Source organism: Melaminivora sp. (assembly GCF_032059615.1).
In the GTDB taxonomy this organism is placed as follows: Bacteria; Pseudomonadota; Gammaproteobacteria; order Burkholderiales; family Burkholderiaceae_C; genus Melaminivora.
The window spans coordinates 1-17,269 of record NZ_DAMCAM010000060.1 but is presented as its reverse complement, the minus strand read 5'-3'; the positions used below and the strand labels follow the sequence as shown (position 1 = coordinate 17,269).

14 protein-coding genes are annotated in these 17,269 nt (G+C 68.5%); 10 read left to right on the top strand and 4 right to left on the bottom strand.

Annotated features, from left to right (window positions below):
• The coding region (locus RT051_RS12225) for an SDR family oxidoreductase (protein WP_313077147.1) at positions 1-490 on the bottom strand (490 nt) is incomplete at its 3' end.
• Positions 491-583: 93 nt separating this feature from the next.
• On the opposite strand from RT051_RS12225, the gene RT051_RS12220 reads away from it, so the two are divergent.
• The 7 genes from RT051_RS12220 (at position 584) to RT051_RS12190 (ending at position 7,645) form a co-directional block, all read left to right on the top strand.
• Positions 584-2,404 carry an extracellular solute-binding protein gene (locus RT051_RS12220; protein ID WP_313077144.1) on the top strand — a complete coding sequence of 607 codons (1,821 nt, stop codon included), beginning with the start codon at positions 584-586 and terminating at the stop codon, positions 2,402-2,404.
• A 50-nt stretch (positions 2,405-2,454) separates the two neighbouring features.
• On the top strand, positions 2,455-2,916 hold the full coding sequence (locus tag RT051_RS12215) for an isoprenylcysteine carboxylmethyltransferase family protein (protein WP_313077140.1): 462 nt from the start codon (positions 2,455-2,457) through the stop codon (positions 2,914-2,916).
• Between the two features lie 129 nt (positions 2,917-3,045).
• Entirely contained in the window at positions 3,046-4,086 is a 1,041-nt protein-coding gene (locus RT051_RS12210) for a microcin C ABC transporter permease YejB (protein WP_313077137.1), read from the top strand.
• Positions 4,087-4,095: 9 nt separating this feature from the next.
• The gene (gene mntA / locus RT051_RS12205) at positions 4,096-4,515 is read left to right on the top strand and encodes a type VII toxin-antitoxin system MntA family adenylyltransferase antitoxin (protein ID WP_409520603.1); all 420 of its coding nucleotides are present in this window, start codon (positions 4,096-4,098) and stop codon (positions 4,513-4,515) included.
• Positions 4,508-4,924 carry a type VII toxin-antitoxin system HepT family RNase toxin gene (gene hepT, locus RT051_RS12200; protein ID WP_313077133.1) on the top strand — a complete coding sequence of 139 codons (417 nt, stop codon included), beginning with the start codon at positions 4,508-4,510 and terminating at the stop codon, positions 4,922-4,924. The genes mntA and hepT overlap by 8 nt, the downstream gene beginning before the upstream one ends.
• On the top strand, positions 4,914-5,972 hold the full coding sequence (locus RT051_RS12195) for an ABC transporter permease (RefSeq protein ID WP_313077131.1): 1,059 nt from the start codon (positions 4,914-4,916) through the stop codon (positions 5,970-5,972). The genes hepT and RT051_RS12195 overlap by 11 nt, the downstream gene beginning before the upstream one ends.
• 32 nt (positions 5,973-6,004) lie before the next feature.
• Complete coding sequence (locus RT051_RS12190) at positions 6,005-7,645, top strand: ABC transporter ATP-binding protein (protein ID WP_409520602.1); 1,641 nt, start codon at positions 6,005-6,007, stop codon at positions 7,643-7,645.
• Between the two features lie 8 nt (positions 7,646-7,653).
• On the opposite strand, the gene RT051_RS12185 is transcribed toward RT051_RS12190, so the two are convergent.
• The 3 genes from RT051_RS12185 to RT051_RS12175 form a co-directional block, all read right to left on the bottom strand.
• Complete coding sequence (locus RT051_RS12185; protein WP_313077126.1) at positions 7,654-8,598, bottom strand: universal stress protein; 945 nt, start codon at positions 8,596-8,598, stop codon at positions 7,654-7,656.
• A 145-nt stretch (positions 8,599-8,743) separates the two neighbouring features.
• Positions 8,744-11,056 (bottom strand): diguanylate cyclase domain-containing protein, encoded by a 2,313-nt coding sequence (locus RT051_RS12180; protein ID WP_313077124.1) that lies wholly within the window; start codon positions 11,054-11,056, stop codon positions 8,744-8,746.
• Positions 11,057-11,073: 17 nt separating this feature from the next.
• Positions 11,074-12,129, bottom strand: a complete 1,056-nt coding sequence (locus RT051_RS12175) for an AI-2E family transporter (RefSeq protein WP_313077121.1) — start codon at positions 12,127-12,129, stop codon at positions 11,074-11,076.
• A 222-nt stretch (positions 12,130-12,351) separates the two neighbouring features.
• On the opposite strand from RT051_RS12175, the gene RT051_RS12170 reads away from it, so the two are divergent.
• The 3 genes from RT051_RS12170 to RT051_RS12160 form a co-directional block, all read left to right on the top strand.
• Positions 12,352-15,231, top strand: a complete 2,880-nt coding sequence (locus tag RT051_RS12170; protein ID WP_313077119.1) for a 2-oxoglutarate dehydrogenase E1 component — start codon at positions 12,352-12,354, stop codon at positions 15,229-15,231.
• A gap of 56 nt (positions 15,232-15,287) precedes the next feature.
• Positions 15,288-16,556, top strand: coding sequence for a 2-oxoglutarate dehydrogenase complex dihydrolipoyllysine-residue succinyltransferase (gene odhB, locus RT051_RS12165; RefSeq protein WP_313077116.1), 1,269 nt, complete (start codon positions 15,288-15,290; stop codon positions 16,554-16,556).
• A 103-nt stretch (positions 16,557-16,659) separates the two neighbouring features.
• The coding region (locus RT051_RS12160; RefSeq protein ID WP_313077114.1) for an FAD-dependent oxidoreductase at positions 16,660-17,269 on the top strand (610 nt) is incomplete at its 3' end.

Sequence of the window (17,269 nt, the reverse complement as noted above, 5' to 3'; positions counted from 1 at the left end):
CCTTGGCCAGGCCCATGGTGTTGTAGTTGGGGATGGAGCGCAGCGCGCCCAGGTAGCTCAGCGTGAGCAGCGCGGAACGGTCGTTCAGGTAGGGCAGGGCCGCCTTGGCCATGGCCGGGAAGCTGTAGGCGCTGATGTCGTGCGCGATGCGAAAACCTTCGCGCGACAGGCCGTCGAGGAAGTTGCCGGCAATCGCCTCGCGCGGCGCAAAGCCGATGCTGTGCACGAAGCCGTCAAACTGGCCCCAGGCCTCGTGCAGCCCGGCGAACATCTGTTCGATCTGCCCGTCCTCGGCCACGTCGCAATCAAAGACCAGCTCAGAGCCGAACTCGGCGGCAAACTCGGTGATGCGGCCCTTGAAACGCTCGCCCACATAGCTGAAGGCCAGCTCGGCCCCTTGGCTGTGGCAGGCGCGGGCGATGCCGTAGGCGATGGAACGATTGGACAAAACGCCCGTGACGAGCAGCTTCTTGCCGGCGAGGAAACCCATTGTTGTTCTCTCCAGGAGACGGTGGAAGGTCCGTCGGATGACGGTGAGGACAGCGGCAGAAAACGCGCTGTTTCAGTGGTGCAGAATTGTCGCATGCGCTCCTGGCTGACCTGTCTTGCAAGCTTCGCGTTGGCCCTGGCCAGCCCGGCCGTCCTGGCGGCTCATGCCTATGCCCTGTGGGGCGAGCCCGCGCTGCCGGCCAGCTTCACGCACCTGCCCTACGTCAACCCCCAGGCGCCCAAGGGCGGCGAGCTGCGCCTGGTGAGCAACCTGCGCACCTCCACCTTCGACAAATACAACCCCTTCACCATCCGCGGCAGCGCGCCGGCCTACCTCGCGGCGCTGATGTTCGACACGCTGCTGACCGGCTCCATGGACGAGACCGCCACCGGCTACGGCCTGCTGGCCGAAGACGTAAGCGTGGCGCCGGACGGGCTGTCCGTCACCTTCCGGCTGCGCCCCGAAGCGCGCTTTCACAACGGCAAGCCGGTGCTGGCGCAGGACGTCAAGCACAGCTTCGACACGCTGATGGGCCCCTTCACCTCGCCCGGCTACAAGACCCTGCTGATCGACGTGGCCGGCGTGGATGTGCTGGACGCGCGCACCGTGCGCTACCGCTTCCACAAACCCAACCGCGAGCTGCCGCTCACCGTGGGCGGCCTGCCCGTCTTCAGCCGCGACTGGGGGCTGGACGAGGCCGGCCGCCTCAAGCCCTTCGACCAGGTGGTCATGGACGTGCCCATCGGCAGCGGGCCCTACCGCATCGGGCCGGTCAATTTCGGCAAGGACATCACCTACGTGCGCGACCCGCAGTACTGGGCGCGCGACCTGCCGGTGCGCCGGGGCACGGCCAACTTCGACCGGGTCCTCGTCAAGATCTACAAGGACAGCACGGCGCGGCTGGAGGCGCTGAAGGCGGGCGAATTCGACCTGATGCGTTTTTTCAGCGCCGGCGACTGGGCGCGGCGTGTGAACGGCAAGAAGTTCGACAGCGGCGAGCTGGTCAAGGGTGAATTTGCCCACAAGCTGCCTTCGGGCTTCCAGAGCTTCGTGCTGAACACGCGCCGCCCCTTCCTGCAGGACCGGCGCGTGCGCGAGGCTCTGGGCCTGGCGTTCGACTTCGAGTGGATGAGCCGGCGCCTGTTCTATGGCGCCTACCAGCGCGTGCACGGCCTGTTCGGCAACACCCTGTGCGAGGCGCGCGGCCTGCCGACCGCGGCGGAGCTGGCGCTGCTCGAGCCCTGGCGCGCGCAGCTGCCCGACAGCGTCTTCGGCCCCATGGCCGAGCCGCCCGCCCCGCGGGACGCCGCCGAGTTGCGAGCCAACCTGCGCCGCGCGCAGGCCCTGCTGCGGCAGGCCGGCTGGCAGGTGCAGGGCGACGGCGTGCTGCGCAACGCGGCCGGCCAGCCCTTCGTGCTCGAATACATGGACAGCAGCGAGGGCGGCATGCGCACCCTGTCGTCGTGGATGCACAACCTGCAAAAGCTCGGCATCACACTGAAGTTCCGCTCAGTGGACTTTGCGCTGTACCAGCAGCGGCTGCAGAAGTTCGACTTCGACATCACCACCATCGCCTACCAGGGCACGAACAACCCGGGGCAGGAGTTCGCCGACCTGTTTGGCAGCCAGGCCGCGGACCAGGAGGATTCGGGCAACTTCCCCGGCGTGAAGAACCCGGCGGTGGATGCCGCCATCGCGGCCATGGTCTCGGCCCGGACGCTCGACCAGCTGCTGCCCGCCTGCCATGCGCTGGACCGCATCGTCGCCCACGAGCACTATCTGATTCCGCAGTGGTCGGCCGGCACGCACCGCATGGCCTATAACGCCTGGCGCCTTGCGCGCCCCGATGTGGTGCCGCCGTATTTGCCTGGCGAGATGTGGGCGGTGGAGACCTGGTGGTCTGAAAAACCATAGCGCCTTGTCGTTGACTGGCAAGGATTTGCGCTGTTTTTGCTTGAATTTTCATGAAAACCCTGGAACACAAGATCCCGCCGCCCCTGGTCGGCCTGCTGTGCGCCCTGCTGGCCTGGGGACTGGCCCGGCTGCCCCTTGGCCCGGGCATCGACTTCGCCCTGCGCCTGCCGCTGGCGCTCCTGTGTGCGGGCGCCGGCCTGGGGCTGGCCCTGTGGAGCCTGGCGCTGTTTCGGCGCCACCGCACCACCGCCAGCCCCCTGGTGCCCGAGCGCTCACGCGCCGTGGTGCAGGGTGGGCCCTATCGCATCACGCGCAACCCCATGTACCTGGGCATGGCGCTGGTGCTGCTGGCCTGGTGCCTGTGGCTGGGCAGCGCGGCGGCCCTGCTGGCGGTGGCGGTGTTCGTCGCCTTCATCACCCGGTTTCAGATCCTGCCGGAGGAGCGTGCGCTGGCCGGGCGGTTCGGCCCGGCCTACGACGACTACCGGCGGCGGGTGCGGCGCTGGATATGAGCCGCTCTTGTAGGCCGCTCTGCCATGAATCCCCCTTGAGGAGCCATCCCATGACTGCCCCGCCTGTTCCGTCCCTCCGCGCGGGCGCCTGCCTGCAGGGGCAGCCGCCCGCGCCCGGGGCCTGACGCCATGTTCGCCTACATCCTCAAGCGCCTGCTGCTCATGCTGCCCACGTTGCTGGGCGTGCTGCTGCTGACCTTCGTCGTCATCCAGTTCGTGCCCGGGGGGCCGGTGGAGCAGTATCTGGCCGAGGCCAAGGCCGGCATGGGCGCGGGCGGCGGCGGGGCGGGCGAGGGCGGCGGCATGGCCTACCGCGGCGCGCAGGGGGTGGACCCCCAGCGCCTCGCGCAGATCAAGCAGCTCTACGGTTTCGACAAGCCGCCGCACGAGCGCTTCATCCAGATGCTGGGCCAGTTTGCGCGCTTCGACCTGGGGCGCAGCTTCTTTCAGAACAAGGACGTATGGCAACTCATCAAGGAAAAGCTGCCCGTATCGATCAGCCTGGGCCTGTGGACGTTTTTCATCAGCTACCTGGTCGCCGTGCCGCTGGGCGTGGCCAAGGCGGTGCGCGCCGGCTCGCGCTTCGATTTCGTCACCACACTGGTCATTTTGGTGGGCTACGCGATCCCCGGCTTCGTGCTGGGCGTGGCGCTGCTGGTCATCTTCGGCGGGCAGCTGCAGTGGTTCCCGCTGCGCGGGCTGACCTCGGCCAATTGGGACGAACTGAGTTGGGGCGCGCGCATCGTGGACTACCTGTGGCACATCGCGCTGCCCGTCACCGCCATGGTCGCGGGCAGCTTCGCGGTCACGGCCATGCTGACGAAAAACGCCTTTCTGGAGGAGATTCGCAAGCAATACGTGCTGACGGCGCGCGCCAAGGGCCTGTCCGAGCGCCAGGTGCTGTACAAGCACGTGTTTCGCAACGCCTTGATCCCCATCGTCACCGGCTTCCCGGCGGCCTTCGTCGGCGCCTTCTTCGCCGGCTCGCTGCTGATCGAGACGCTGTTCTCGCTCGACGGCCTGGGGCTGCTGAGCTACGAGAGCGTGATTCGCCGCGACTATCCCGTGGTGCTGGGCACTTTGTTCCTGTTCACGCTGATCGGGCTGGTGACCAAGCTGATTTCCGACCTGTGCTATGTCTGGGTCGATCCGCGGGTGAAGTTTGATTGAGGAAATCCAGTGGACGAGGCGACAACCGTTGACAAGGATCTGGCAGACCGGCTGGTCGCCCGCGCGCAGGTACACCTGCCGGGGCTGCTGGCGGTGTACGGCTTTGGCAGTCGTGTGCAGGGCACGGCCCGATCGGACAGCGATCTGGACATGGCAGTTCTGGTCGAGGGCTATGCCGACCCACTCGTCCTGTGGACACTGGCCGCGGACCTGACAGACGTCGCCGGGCCTGCCGTGGACCTGCTCGATCTGCGCGCCGCCTCGACAGTCATGCAGTACCAGATCGTGACCACAGGCCAGCGCTGGTGGGCGCGCGACAGCCAGGCGGCACTGTACGAAGCGGCCATCCTGAGCCAGAAGACTGACCTCGACGCAGCCCGCTCCGGGCTGCTCGAAGATATCTTGCGCAGAGGGAGGGTCTATGGCTGACGACGTATTGCTCAACAAGGCTGCCACCATAGAGCGTTGTGTGGCGCGTGCCCGCGAAGAATATTTCCGCGACCCGGACAGCTTTGCCGCTGACTTCACGCGCCAGGATGCCGCCATCCTGAATATCCAGCGAGCCTGCGAGGCTGCGCTGGACATGGGCCAGCACCTGGTACGCCGTGACCGCCTGGGCGTGCCGCAAAGCGCGCGCGATGTGTTTGCCCTGCTGGCGCGCGGCGGAGTCATCGAGCCAGCGCTGGCCGACGAGCTGCAGCGCATGGTCGGCTTTCGCAACATTGCCGTGCACGATTACCAAAAGCTGCAGCTGCCCATCACGGTAGCCATCATCGAAACCCATCTGGAGGGTTTCCTGAGCTACAGCCAAACCCTTTTGCTGCGCGATGCCCGCTGAACCTGCTTCAAGACCTGCCCCCTCCAGCGCCTCGCCCCGCCGCCGCGCTTGGCGGCGTTTCCGCGCCAACCGCCTGGGCTACTGGAGCCTGGTACTGTTCTGCACCCTGGTCACGCTCAGCCTGGCCGCCGAGCTCATCAGCAACGACCGGCCGCTGGTCGTGCGCTACGAGCGGCAGCTGTACTTTCCCCTGGTGCGTGACTACCCGGAGACCACCTTCGGGGGCGACTTCCCCACGCCCGCCGACTACCTCGACCCCTTCGTGCGCCAGCGCATCACCGAGGGCGGCAACTGGGCGCTGTACCCGCCCAACCGCTACGGCGCCGGCACGCTGAACTATTTCAGCCAGGAGCCCAACCCCTCGCCGCCCTCGCGCGAGAACTGGCTGGGCACGGACGACCGCGGCCGCGACATGCTGGCGCAGCTGATCTACGGGTTTCGCGTCAGCGTGCTGTTCGGCCTGGCGCTCACGGCCGTGGGCGTGGTGCTGGGGGTGGCCGCCGGCGCGGTGCAGGGTTTTTTTGGCGGCAAGGTGGACCTGGCCTTCCAGCGCTTCATCGAGATTTGGGGCTCCATGCCCGAGCTGTACCTGCTCATCATCTTCAGCGCGGTGTTCGCGCCCAGCTTGGCGCTCTTGCTGGCACTGCTGTCGCTCTTTGGCTGGATGGGCCTGTCGGACTACGTGCGCGCCGAGTTCCTGCGCAACCGCCAGCTCGACTACGTCAAGGCCGCGCGCGCCCTGGGGGTGCAGAACGGGCAGATCATCTGGCGCCACATCCTGCCCAACAGCATGACGCCGGTGGTCACCTTCCTGCCGTTTCGCATGGGCGCGGCCATCCTGGCGCTGACTTCGCTAGACTTCCTGGGGCTTGGGGTGCCACCGGGCACACCCAGCCTGGGCGAGCTGCTGAGTCAGGGCAAGAACAACATCGATGCGTGGTGGATCTCGCTGTCCACCTTTGCCGTGCTGGTCACCACGCTGCTGCTGCTCACCTTCATGGGCGATGCGCTGCGCGACGCGCTCGACCCGCGCAAGGCTGGCCAATGACAGGCGCTCCCGACACCGCCCCAGCGCCCGCCATGAGCGACCAGCCCCTGCTGCAGGTGCGGGACCTGCGCGTGTCCTTTGGCGCCAAGCCGGTGGTGCACGGCGTGAGCTTCGACATCCATGCCGGTGAAAAACTGGCCCTGGTGGGCGAGTCGGGCTCCGGCAAGACGGTCACGGCACTGTCGCTGCTGCGCCTGGCGGGCGATGCCCGGGTGCAGGGCCGGGCGCTGCTGCAGGGGCGCGGCGACCTGCTGGCGCTGCCCGAGCGCGAACTGCGCGGCGTGCGCGGCGGCGATATCGCCATGATCTTCCAGGAGCCCATGACGGCGCTCAACCCGCTCATGACGGTGGGCGAGCAAGTGGCCGAGGTTTTGATGCTGAAACAGGCGCTGGGCCGCGTCCAGGCTGGACTTGGTGCTATCGAATTGCTGGCATCGACCGGCATCCCCGAGCCGGCGCGGCGCGCGCAGGGCTTTCCCCACCAGCTCTCGGGCGGGCAGCGCCAGCGCGCCATGATCGCCATGGCGCTGGCCAGCCGCCCGCGCCTGCTGCTGGCCGACGAGCCGACCACGGCGCTGGACGTCACGCTGCGCGGGCAGATCCTCGAGCTGCTGTCCGACCTGCAGCGCCAGACCGGCATGGCGGTGCTGCTCATCACCCACGACCTGCAGCTGGTGCGCCGCTTTGCCGACCGCGTGGCCGTGATGGAGCAGGGCCACCTGGTCGAGCAGGGCGCGGTGGCGCAGGTCTTTGCCGCGCCGCAGCATGCCTACACGCGCCGGCTGATCCACAGCACGCCGCAGCGCGACGTACTCGATGCGCCCGTGCCACCCGATGCGCCGCCTGCCGCGCTGGCGCAGGGTCTGCGCGTGGCCTACCCGGTGCCGCTGCCGGGCGTGCGCGGCTGGTTCTCGCGCGGCGAGTTCGTCGCCGTGCGGGGGGCGGAGTTTTCCCTGCCGCAGGGCCGCACGCTGGGTGTGGTGGGCGAGTCGGGCTCGGGCAAGTCCACGCTGGCCCAGGCGCTGCTGGGCCTGCTGCCCAGCCGGGGCACGCTGGCCGTGGCTGGCCAGCCCTGGCAGCAGCCCGCGCAGCGCAACAGCGCGCACAACCAGGCGCTGCGCCGCCGGGTGCAGGTGGTCTTCCAGGATCCGTTCTCCTCGCTGTCGCCGCGCATGACGGTGGCCGAGATCGTCGGCGAAGGCCTGCGCGTGCACGAGCCGCAACTGGCCGCCGGTGCGCAGCGCGCGCGTGTGGCCGCCATGCTGGGTGAGGTGGGCCTGGCCGAGGCTCAGTTCCCCGGCCTGCTGGACCGCTATCCGCACGAGTTCTCCGGCGGCCAGCGCCAGCGCCTGGCGATTGCCCGCGCGCTCGTCGTCGAGCCGCAGCTGCTGGTGCTCGACGAGCCGACCAGCGCGCTGGACGTGACCATCCAGCAGCAGGTGCTGGCGCTGCTGCAGCGGCTGCAGAAGGAGCGCGCGCTGTCCTACCTGCTCATCACCCACGACGTGGCGGTGGTGGCGGCCATGGCGCACGAGGTGCTGGTCATGAAGGACGGCGAGGTGGTCGAAAGCGGCCCCGTCGGGCAGGTGCTGAACCAGCCGCAGCACCCCTACACCCGGCGCCTGGTGGCGTCGGCGCTGGACGCCCCCGTGGAAAGCGCCGAAGTGTCCTGACAGAAGGTTCAGCGCAGCACCAGCACCGGCACGTTGGACAGGCGCAGCAGCGCCGTGGTGGTGCTGCCCACGATGAGCTGGCGGATGCGCGAGTGGCCGTAGGCGCCCAGCACCAGCAGGTCCTGCGGGCGCTCGTCCATCAGGCCGGGGATGGCTTCTTCCGGCGCGCCGGGGATGACGCGCACGTCCACCGAAAAGCCGGCCGCCTGCAGCAGCGCGCTGGCTTCCTGCAGGCACTCGTGCGCCTGCTGCGTGGGCTCGCCCGCCATGGCCAACAGGCCCGGCATGCCGCGCAGCAGCGGGCTGCGCGCCACCGCCTGCACCGCGCGGTGCGCCGTGGCGCTGCCGTCGTAGGCTACGACGAAACCGGTGGGCGGCGTGAATTCGGGCCGCGCCATGACCATGACCGGCTGGCGCACGTTGCGCACCACGCCTTCGACCCGGTAGTCCAGCCGCAGCTTGCGCGCGGCGGACGGGCGGTGGTTGCTGCCCAGGACGAACAGCCGCGCCTGGGGTTCCTGCTCCAGCAGCACGTCGGTCAGCTCGCCGTGGTGCAGCAGGGTGCGCAGACCAGTCGCCGCGGCAGCGGGCACGCGCTCGCGCGCGGCCTCGAGCATGCGCCGGGCGGCCTCGTGCGCCAGCTGGGTGCGCTCTTCGTCCAGCGCATTGAGCCGCTCGAGCAGCAGATCCTGCGCGCCCATGCCGATCACGCCGCTGTAGTCGCCCACGGGGGGCAGCGGCTCGGGCTGCTGCAGGGTGTGCAGCAGCGCCAGGGGCGCGCCCAAGCGCTCGGCGGCCCAGACGGCGCCGTCCACGACGGCATGCGTCGGCGCCAGGCCATCGATGCAGGCATAGACCGTGTTGGCGGCAGCGGCAGCGGCAGCGGCAGCGGCAGCGGCAGCGGCGGTGGTCGGGGTGGCTGGGGATGGATGGGCGGCGAAGGTGTCGGTCATGGGGTTCTCCTGTCTGCGCTGGCTCCAGTGTGGCCTGCCTGCCCGGCCGGTCCAAGTGGGGGGATGGCAAATGGCCGGTGAATTTGGGGTGAAATGTGGCTCAAACCCTTGCAGGGCCTTGAGTTAATGCTATTCAAACAGAAGTTCAGCTGTCGGCGGGCTGCAGCCCGCCGGGGCCGCCCAGGCCGGCAAGCCACAGTGGGTCGGCCTGGCCTGGCGCCGGCGCGAGCATCACGCAGCCACGCCCGCGGCGCTTGGCGGCGTACAGCGCCGCGTCGGCGCAGCGCGCCAGGGCCTCGAACCCGTCGCCGTGCCGCGGGTACAGCGCCACTCCGCCGCTCAGGCCCACGTGCACGGGCGTGCCGCCCAGCATGAAGGCGGGCGCGCAGGCATCGAGCAGCTTGCGCGCCACCGCCGCCGCCTGTTCGGCGCCGCTCACCTGCGGCAGCAGCACGATGAACTCGTCGCCGCCCTGGCGGCAGACCGTGTCGCTGGCGCGCACGGCCTGCAGAAAGCGCTGGGCGACCTGCGCCAGCAGCAGGTCGCCGGCGTCGTGCCCGAGGGTGTCGTTGACCTGCTTGAAGCCGTCCAGGTCCAGGTACATGACGGCCAGCTGCTGCCCGTCGCGCCCGGCCAGGGCGATGGCCTGGGCAGCCCGCTCCTGCAGCGCCAGGCGGTTGGGCAGGCCGGTGAGCGCGTCGTGCCGGGCCAGGTGTTCGAGGCGGCGCGCCAGCTCCACCGCGTGGGTGACGTCGCGCAGCACCATGACGGCGCCGCTGACCTGGCCCTCGCGGTCGTGGATGGGCCGCGCCGTCTCCTCGACCTCCACCTGCCCGCCGCCACGCCGGCGCAGCACCTGGCCGCGCTGGGCGGCGTGGCCGCGGCCCCGGGCCAGGGCCAGGAGCATGGGGTGGGGCGGGGCGTCCTGCGGCGCCACGTCGCCGGCGGCCGGCACGAGGATGGCCACCTGCTCCACGGGCTGGCCGGCCGCGTCGAAGGACTGCCAGCCGGTGAGATCCTCGGCCGCCGGGTTGATGAAGGTGATGCGTCCCTCAGCATCGGTGCACAGCACGGCATCGCCGATGGACTGCAGCGTCAGGCGTGCGCGCTCCTTTTCCTCGAACAGCAGGTCCTCCATGCGCTTGCGCTCGGTCAGGTCGTCGATCTGCACGAAAAAGCCCTGCACGCGCGCGCTGGCCGCGTCCAGGTCGGGCACCAGGGTGCAGCGCAGGTGGCGCGCCCCGCCGGCATCGTCTGCCGGCAGGTCGAGCTCGAACATCTGGCGCTGCCCCTGCAGCGCATGCTCGACGTGCGCGGCAAAGGGCGCGTAACCCGGCTCGCCCAGCAGTTCGGGCAGGCGCTGGCTGGCCAGCTGCGCGGGCGTGGCGCCCAGCAGGCGCCGGTAGCCATCGTTGGCGAAGCGGTTGCGCAGCGCCGCGTCCCAGTAGCCGACGCGCGAGGGCAGGTTGTTCAGGATGGTGCGCAGGTCGTGCTCGGCCCGCGCAAGCTGGGCGCTGACGGCCTGGCGGCGGTCCAGCTCGCGCAGAAACGCCCAGGTCAGGGCGAGGAAGGCGGCGATCAGCACCAGCGCCAGCAGCGCCGGCACCAGGGCCGCGCTGCGCCAGCGTGCGTCGATGGTGGCGACCGGCTGGTCCACGCTCACGATCAGCGGGTAATCGCTCAGGCGGCGAAAGGCGTGCAGCATCGCCGGGTCACCCGGGGCGGGCCGCTCGTCGATGAAGGTGCCGGCCTCGCTTGCGAGCATGCGCTGCAGCTGTTGCGGCCCCAGCTGCAGCGGGGTGGTGCCCCCCGGGGAGAACTGCGCCAGGACCGAGCCGTCATCGCGCCACAGCACGATCCGGCTGCTGGGCCCCAGGTCCACCGAGGCGAACAGTTCTTCGAAATAGCCGCTGCGGATGGTGCCTACCACCACGCCGCCGAGGCTGCCGTCGGAGTGGTAATAGGCACGGCTGAGCGGCAGGCTCGCTGCGCCGCCCGACAGCCGTGCCTGCACGGGCCGCCCGACGTAGAGGCCGCGGAAGTTCTCGCGCATGTGGGCGCGGAAGTAGTCCCGGTCGGCCAGGTTGAAGGCGCGCGGCAGCACCGAGCCCGACTCGATGACCACGTCGCCATGGATGTCCAGCACCGCCACCTCGCCCCGGCCGCGCGAGCGCAGCGAATGGTCGAACAAGAGGGCCGAGCGCAGCGTGGGACTCATGTGGGCGGTGTCGAACTGCTCCAGGCTGCTGACCACGCCGACCAGCGAGCGGTCGAAGCTGTCGATGGTGCGGGCAATGTTCTGCTCGAGCGTGTGCGCCAGCGTGGCGTTGGTCTGCTCGGCGTGCTGCCACTGCTCGGTGTGCAGCGTGTGCAAGGCACGCGCCAGCAGCAGAACCACGCCCAGGCACAGCGCCAGCGCCGCGGCGACGAAGAAATGCCGATTGAGCCTGCCGCGCATGGAGAGGCGTCGCTCCGCTAGCCGGCGCCCCGGCGCGGCGGCGCGAACAGGTCCCACACGGCCATGAACAGGGCGGCGATGACCGGCCCGATCACGAAGCCCATCAGCCCGAACAGCGCCATGCCGCCCAGGGTGGAGATCAGCACCACGTAGTCGGGCATCTTGGTGTCCTTGCCCACCAGGAGGGGGCGCAGCAGGTTGTCCACCAGCCCGATCACGCCCAGGCCGAAGGCGGTGAGGATGCTGGCCTGCCACACCGCGCCCGTGGCAAAGAAATAGATGGCCACCGGCCCCCAGATCAGGCTGGCGCCCACGGCCGGCAGCAGCGACAGGAAGGCCATCAGCACCCCCCACATGACCGGGCCCTGGATGTCCAGCACCCAGAAGATCAGGCCGCCCAGGGCACCCTGCACCGCGGCCACCACGATGTTGCCCTTGACGGTGGCGCGGATCACGGTGGTGAATTTTTCGCCCAGCTGGCGCTTGTGGCCATCGTCCATGGGGATGGCGTCGCGGATGCGTTGCACCAGCGCCGTGCCATCGCGCAGCAGGAAGAACAGCAGGTACAGCATGACGCCCAGCGACACGATGAACTGCAGCGTGTTCTGACCCATGTCCAGGGCCTTGGTGGCCAGCACCTTGCTGGCCTGCGCGCCCAGCGAGGTCAGCCGCTCCTGCACCTCGGACATGGACGTCAGGTGAAAGCGCTGCAGCAGCGAGACGGCCCAGGGCGGCAGCGCGTCCAGCACCTGCTGCACGTATTCGCCGAAGTTGAGCTGGCCCGAGCGCAGGCGGTTGTAGGCGACGCTCGCCTCCTGCACCATGGACGCGCCGATCAGCGCCGTCGGCAGGATGACGACCAGCAGGCATAGGCACAGGGTGAGGAAGGCCGCCAGATTGGGCCAGCGCGGCATGCGCGCGAGCAGCCGCCGGTGCAGCGGCGTGAACAGGATGGCCAGCACCACGCCCCAGAAGACGGCGCCGTTGAACGGCCACAGGATGGCGGCAAAACCCACTGTTGCGGCAATGAGGACGAGCAGCAGCGTTCGGCCTTGCAGAGAGGAGGCGGTCATGGGCAACCCGGGAAGGACACGGTGCAAATGTAAGCCAGCCGCATGCCTGGAAAGCATCTGCTGCATGCCCGGGCCCGCGGGGGCATCGGTGGCACAATACCTGCCGCACCAGGTCCTTCCCCTGCCACAGTCGCATCCGCCAACCGGTTCAGCCGTGCCGCGGAAGGTTTTTCACACAACCAGCTCAAGCTTCCCCGGAGGGAAGCGGAGGTCAGCGCAGCAATGAGCGAACCCACGTCCGTCTACCAAGCCTACCAGGGCAACACCTATCTCTTCGGCGGCAACGCGCCCTATGTCGAGGAGATGTACGAAAGCTACCTTGCCAACCCCGGTAGCGTGCCGGACTCGTGGCGCGAATACTTCGATGCGCTGCAGCATGTGCCCGCGGTCGATGGCAGCGATGCGCGCGACGTGCCGCACCTGCCCGTCATCAACGCCTTTGCCGAGCGCGCCAAGCAGGGCGGCACCCAGGTCGTCATCGCCACCGGCGCCGACTCCGAGCTGGGCAGGAAGCGCGTGGGCGTGCAGCAGCTCATCGCCGCCTACCGCAACGTGGGCCAGCGCTGGGCCGACCTCGATCCGCTCAAGCGCCAGGAGCGCCCGAGCATTCCCGAGCTGGAGCCGTCGTTCTACGGCCTCACCGACGCCGACCAGGAGACGGTGTTCAACGTCGGCAACACCTTCTTCGGCAAGGAGAGCATGCCGCTGCGCGAGCTGATCAACGCTCTGCGCGAGACCTACTGCGGCACCATCGGCGCCGAGTACATGTACACCACCGACCAGAACCAGAAGCGCTGGTGGCAGCAAAAACTCGAGTCGATCCGCGCAAAGCCCCAGTTCGATGCCGAGAAGAAGAAGCGCATCCTCGAGCGCCTCACGGCCGCCGAAGGCCTGGAGCGCTTCCTGCACACCAAGTACGTCGGCCAGAAGCGCTTCTCGCTCGAAGGTGGCGAGAGCTTCATCGCCGCAATGGACGAGCTGATCAACTCGGCCGGCAGCTCCGGCATCCAGGAGCTGGTCATCGGCATGGCGCACCGCGGCCGCCTGAATGTGCTGGTCAACACCCTGGGCAAGATGCCCAAGGACCTGTTTGCCGAGTTCGACCACACCGCCCCCGAGGACCTGCCCGCCGGCGACGTGAAGTACCACGCGGGCTTTTCGTCGGACGTGTCCACCCCGGGCGGCCCGGTGCACCTGGCACTGGCCTTCAACCCCTCGCACCTTGAGATCGTCAACCCCGTGGTCGAGGGCTCGGTGCGCTCGCGCATGGACCGTCGGGGTGACCCCAAGGGTAAGCAGGTGCTGGCGGTGCTGGTGCACGGCGACGCGGCATTCGCTGGCCAGGGCGTGAACCAGGAGACTCTGGCGCTGTCAGAGACGCGCGGCTACACCACCGGCGGCACGGTGCACATCATCATCAACAACCAGATCGGCTTCACCACGTCGGACCCGCGCGACCTGCGCTCGACGCTGTACTGCACCGACATCGTGAAGATGATCGAGTCGCCCGTGCTGCACGTGAACGGCGACGACCCGGAAGCCGTGTGCCTGGCCATGCAGCTGGCGCTGGAATACCGCATGGAGTTTGCGCGCGACGTGGTGGTGGACATCGTCTGCTACCGCAAGCTGGGCCACAACGAGCAGGACACGCCCATGCTCACCCAGCCGCTGATGTACAAGAAGATCGCCCAGCACCCCGGCACGAGGAAGCTCTACGCCGACAAGCTGGCTGCGCAGGGCCTGGGCGAGACCCTGGGTGACGACATGGCGAAGGCCTATCGCGCCGCCATGGAAGAGGGCAAGCACACGGTCGATCCGGTGCTGACCAACTTCAAGAGCAAGTACGCTGTGGACTGGAGCCCCTTCCTGGGCAAGACCTGGACGGACGCTGGCGACACTGCCATCCCGCTGGCCGAGTGGAGGCGCCTGGCCGAGCGCATCACCACGCTGCCCGAGGGCGTCACGCCGCACATGCTGGTCAAGAAGGTGCTGGATGACCGCGCCGCCATGGGCCGGGGCGAGCTCAACGTGGACTGGGGCATGGGCGAGCACATGGCGTTCGCCTCGCTGGTCGCCTCGGGCTATCCCATCCGCCTGTCGGGCGAGGACAGCGGTCGCGGCACCTTCACGCACCGCCACGCCGTCATCCACGACCAGAAGCGCGAGAAGTGGGACGAGGGCACCTACGTGCCCCTCTCGAACGTCGCCGAGAACCAGGCGCCGTTCGTGGTCATCGACTCCATCCTGTCGGAAGAGGCGGTGCTGGCGTTCGAGTACGGCTACGCCTCCAACGACCCCAACACCCTGGTCATCTGGGAGGCGCAGTTCGGCGACTTCGCCAACGGTGCGCAGGTCGTGATCGACCAGTTCATCGCCTCGGGCGAAGTGAAGTGGGGCCGCATCAACGGCCTGACGCTGATGCTGCCGCACGGCTACGAAGGCCAGGGCCCCGAGCACAGCTCGGCGCGCCTGGAGCGCTTCATGCAGCTGGCCGCCGAGGCCAACATGCAGATCGTGCAGCCCACCACGGCCAGCCAGATCTTCCACGTGCTGCGCCGCCAGATGGTGCGCAACCTGAGGAAGCCCCTGGTCATCATGACGCCGAAGTCGCTGCTGCGGAACAAGGATGCGACCTCGCCCGTGTCCGAGTTCACCGAAGGCGCCTTCCGCACCGTGCTGGGCGAGCAGGACGGGGCCGTCGCGCAGAACGCCGCCAAGGTCAAGCGCGTCATCGCCTGCTCGGGCAAGGTGTACTACGACCTGGTCAAGAAACGCGCCGAGGCCGAGCGCCAGGACGTGGCCATCGTGCGCGTCGAGCAGCTCTACCCCTTCCCGCACAAGGCCTTCGCTGCCGAGCTGAAGAAATACCCCAAGGCCACCGAACTCGTGTGGTGCCAGGACGAGCCGCAGAACCAGGGCGCCTGGTTCTTCATCCAGCACAACATCCACGAGAACATGCAGACGGGCCAGAAGCTCGGCTACGCCGGCCGCGCCGCATCGGCATCGCCCGCCGTGGGCTACGCCCACCTGCACCAGGAGCAGCAAAAGGCGCTGGTCGAAGCAGCGTTTGCCAAGCTCAAGGGTTTTGTCCTGACCAAGTAAGGCCAAGGCCGCGATCCCTCAGTACAGACAAAACCCTTTTTGGAAAGCATTCACAAATGTCCATCGTTGAAGTCAAGGTTCCCCAGCTGTCCGAATCCGTGGCCGAGGCCACGCTGATGTCGTGGAAGAAGAAGGCCGGCGAGGCCGTCGCCCAGGACGAGATCCTGATCGAGATCGAGACCGACAAGGTCGTGCTGGAGGTGCCCGCGCCCGCTGCCGGCGTGCTGGCCGAGATCCTGCAGGCCGACGGCGCCACCGTCGCCTCCGAGCAGACCATCGCGCGCATCGACACCAATGCCGTGGCTTCCACTGCGGCACCGGCGTCGGCTCCGGCTGCCGCATCCGCTGCCGCTGCACCCTCCGCAGCTGCCGCGCCTGCCGCACCTGCCGTGGGCGGCAGCAAGGGCGATGTGGCCATGCCGGCCGCTGCCAAGATCCTGTCGGAAAAGGGCCTGTCGGCCAGTGACGTGCAGGGCAGCGGCAAGGACGGCCGCGTGACCAAGGGCGACGCGCTGGCCGCCTCCAGCGGCGCTGCCAAGTCCACCGCAGCCGTCATCCCCACGGGCGTGCCCACCAAGGCGCTGCCCCAGGTGGCCGCGCCGGCCGGCGCGCCCGACCTGGGCAACCGCCCCGAGCAGCGCGTGCCCATGACGCGCCTGCGCGCGCGCATTGCCGAGCGCCTGCTGCAGTCGCAGTCCACCAACGCCATCCTGACCACCTTCAACGAGGTCAACATGGCCCCGGTGATGGAGCTGAGGAAGAAGTTCCAGGACCAGTTCACCAAGGAGCACGGCGTCAAGCTCGGCTTCATGAGCTTCTTCGTCAAGGCCGCGGTGCACGCCCTGAAGAAGTTCCCGGTGATCAACGCCAGCGTGGACGGCAACGACATCGTGTACCACGGCTACTTCGACATCGGCATTGCCGTGGGCTCGCCGCGCGGCCTGGTCGTGCCGATCCTGCGCAACGCCGACCAGATGAGCTTTGCCGACATCGAAAAGAAGATTGCCGAATTCGGCAAGAAGGCCGCCGAGGGCAAGCTGGGCATCGAGGAGATGACCGGCGGCACGTTCTCGATCAGCAACGGCGGCACCTTCGGCTCGATGATGTCCACCCCCATCATCAACCCGCCCCAGTCGGCCATCCTGGGCGTGCACGCCACCAAGGACCGCGCCGTGGTCGAGAACGGCCAGGTCGTGGTGCGCCCGATGAACTATCTGGCGATGTCCTACGACCACCGCATCATCGACGGCCGCGAGGCCGTGCTGGGCCTGGTGGCCATGAAGGACGCGCTGGAAGACCCCTCGCGCCTGCTGTTCGACCTCTGACAGCCAGCGGGTCGGCCCCTCGCTTTCCTTTTTCGGCAAACCCACCCTCGGCCCGGCCCTGCGGTGGGTTTTTCCATTCAGCCAACCAATTTCCGACAACACCATGAGCAAGCAATTCGACGTCATCGTCATCGGCGCCGGCCCCGGCGGCTACATCGCGGCCATCCGCGCAGCGCAACTCGGCATGCAGGTCGCCTGCATCGACGCCTGGACCAATGACAAGGGCGGCCCCGCGCCCGGCGGCACCTGCACCAACGTGGGCTGCATCCCGTCCAAGGCGCTCTTGCAATCGTCCGAGTACTTCGAGCACGCCAACAAGCACTTTGCCGAGCACGGCATCAGCACCGGCAAGGTCAGCATGGACGTGCCGACCATGATCGGCCGCAAGGACACCGTGGTGAAGCAGAACAACGACGGCATCCTGTACTTGTTCAAGAAGAACAAGGTCAGCTTCTTCCACGGCCGCGGCTCGTTCGCCAAGGCGGTGGAGGGCGGCTACGAGATCCAGGTGCAGGGCGCCAGCAACGAGACGCTGGTCGGCAAGCAGATCGTGGTGGCCACCGGCTCCAACGCGCGCGCGCTGCCGGACGTGGATTTCGACGAGATCAACATCCTGTCCAACGACGGCGCGCTGGCACTCGAATCCGTGCCCAAGCGCCTGGGCGTCATCGGCTCGGGCGTGATCGGCCTGGAGATGGGCAGCGTCTGGCGCC

What these genes read in the sequence shown, in the direction of transcription:
- RT051_RS12170 (WP_313077119.1), top strand. Translation starts at nt 12,352, where the DNA reads ATGAGCGAACCCACGTCCGTCTACCAAGCCTACCAGGGCAACACCTAT.
- RT051_RS12210 (WP_313077137.1), top strand. Translation starts at nt 3,046, where the DNA reads ATGTTCGCCTACATCCTCAAGCGCCTGCTGCTCATGCTGCCCACGTTG.
- RT051_RS12220 (WP_313077144.1), top strand. Translation starts at nt 584, where the DNA reads ATGCGCTCCTGGCTGACCTGTCTTGCAAGCTTCGCGTTGGCCCTGGCC.
- hepT (WP_313077133.1), top strand. Translation starts at nt 4,508, where the DNA reads ATGGCTGACGACGTATTGCTCAACAAGGCTGCCACCATAGAGCGTTGT.
- RT051_RS12190 (WP_409520602.1), top strand. Translation starts at nt 6,005, where the DNA reads ATGAGCGACCAGCCCCTGCTGCAGGTGCGGGACCTGCGCGTGTCCTTT.
- RT051_RS12215 (WP_313077140.1), top strand. Translation starts at nt 2,455, where the DNA reads ATGAAAACCCTGGAACACAAGATCCCGCCGCCCCTGGTCGGCCTGCTG.
- RT051_RS12185 (WP_313077126.1), bottom strand. Translation starts at nt 8,598, where the DNA reads ATGACCGACACCTTCGCCGCCCATCCATCCCCAGCCACCCCGACCACC.
- RT051_RS12195 (WP_313077131.1), top strand. Translation starts at nt 4,914, where the DNA reads ATGCCCGCTGAACCTGCTTCAAGACCTGCCCCCTCCAGCGCCTCGCCC.
- RT051_RS12175 (WP_313077121.1), bottom strand. Translation starts at nt 12,129, where the DNA reads ATGACCGCCTCCTCTCTGCAAGGCCGAACGCTGCTGCTCGTCCTCATT.
- RT051_RS12180 (WP_313077124.1), bottom strand. Translation starts at nt 11,056, where the DNA reads ATGCGCGGCAGGCTCAATCGGCATTTCTTCGTCGCCGCGGCGCTGGCG.
- odhB (WP_313077116.1), top strand. Translation starts at nt 15,288, where the DNA reads ATGTCCATCGTTGAAGTCAAGGTTCCCCAGCTGTCCGAATCCGTGGCC.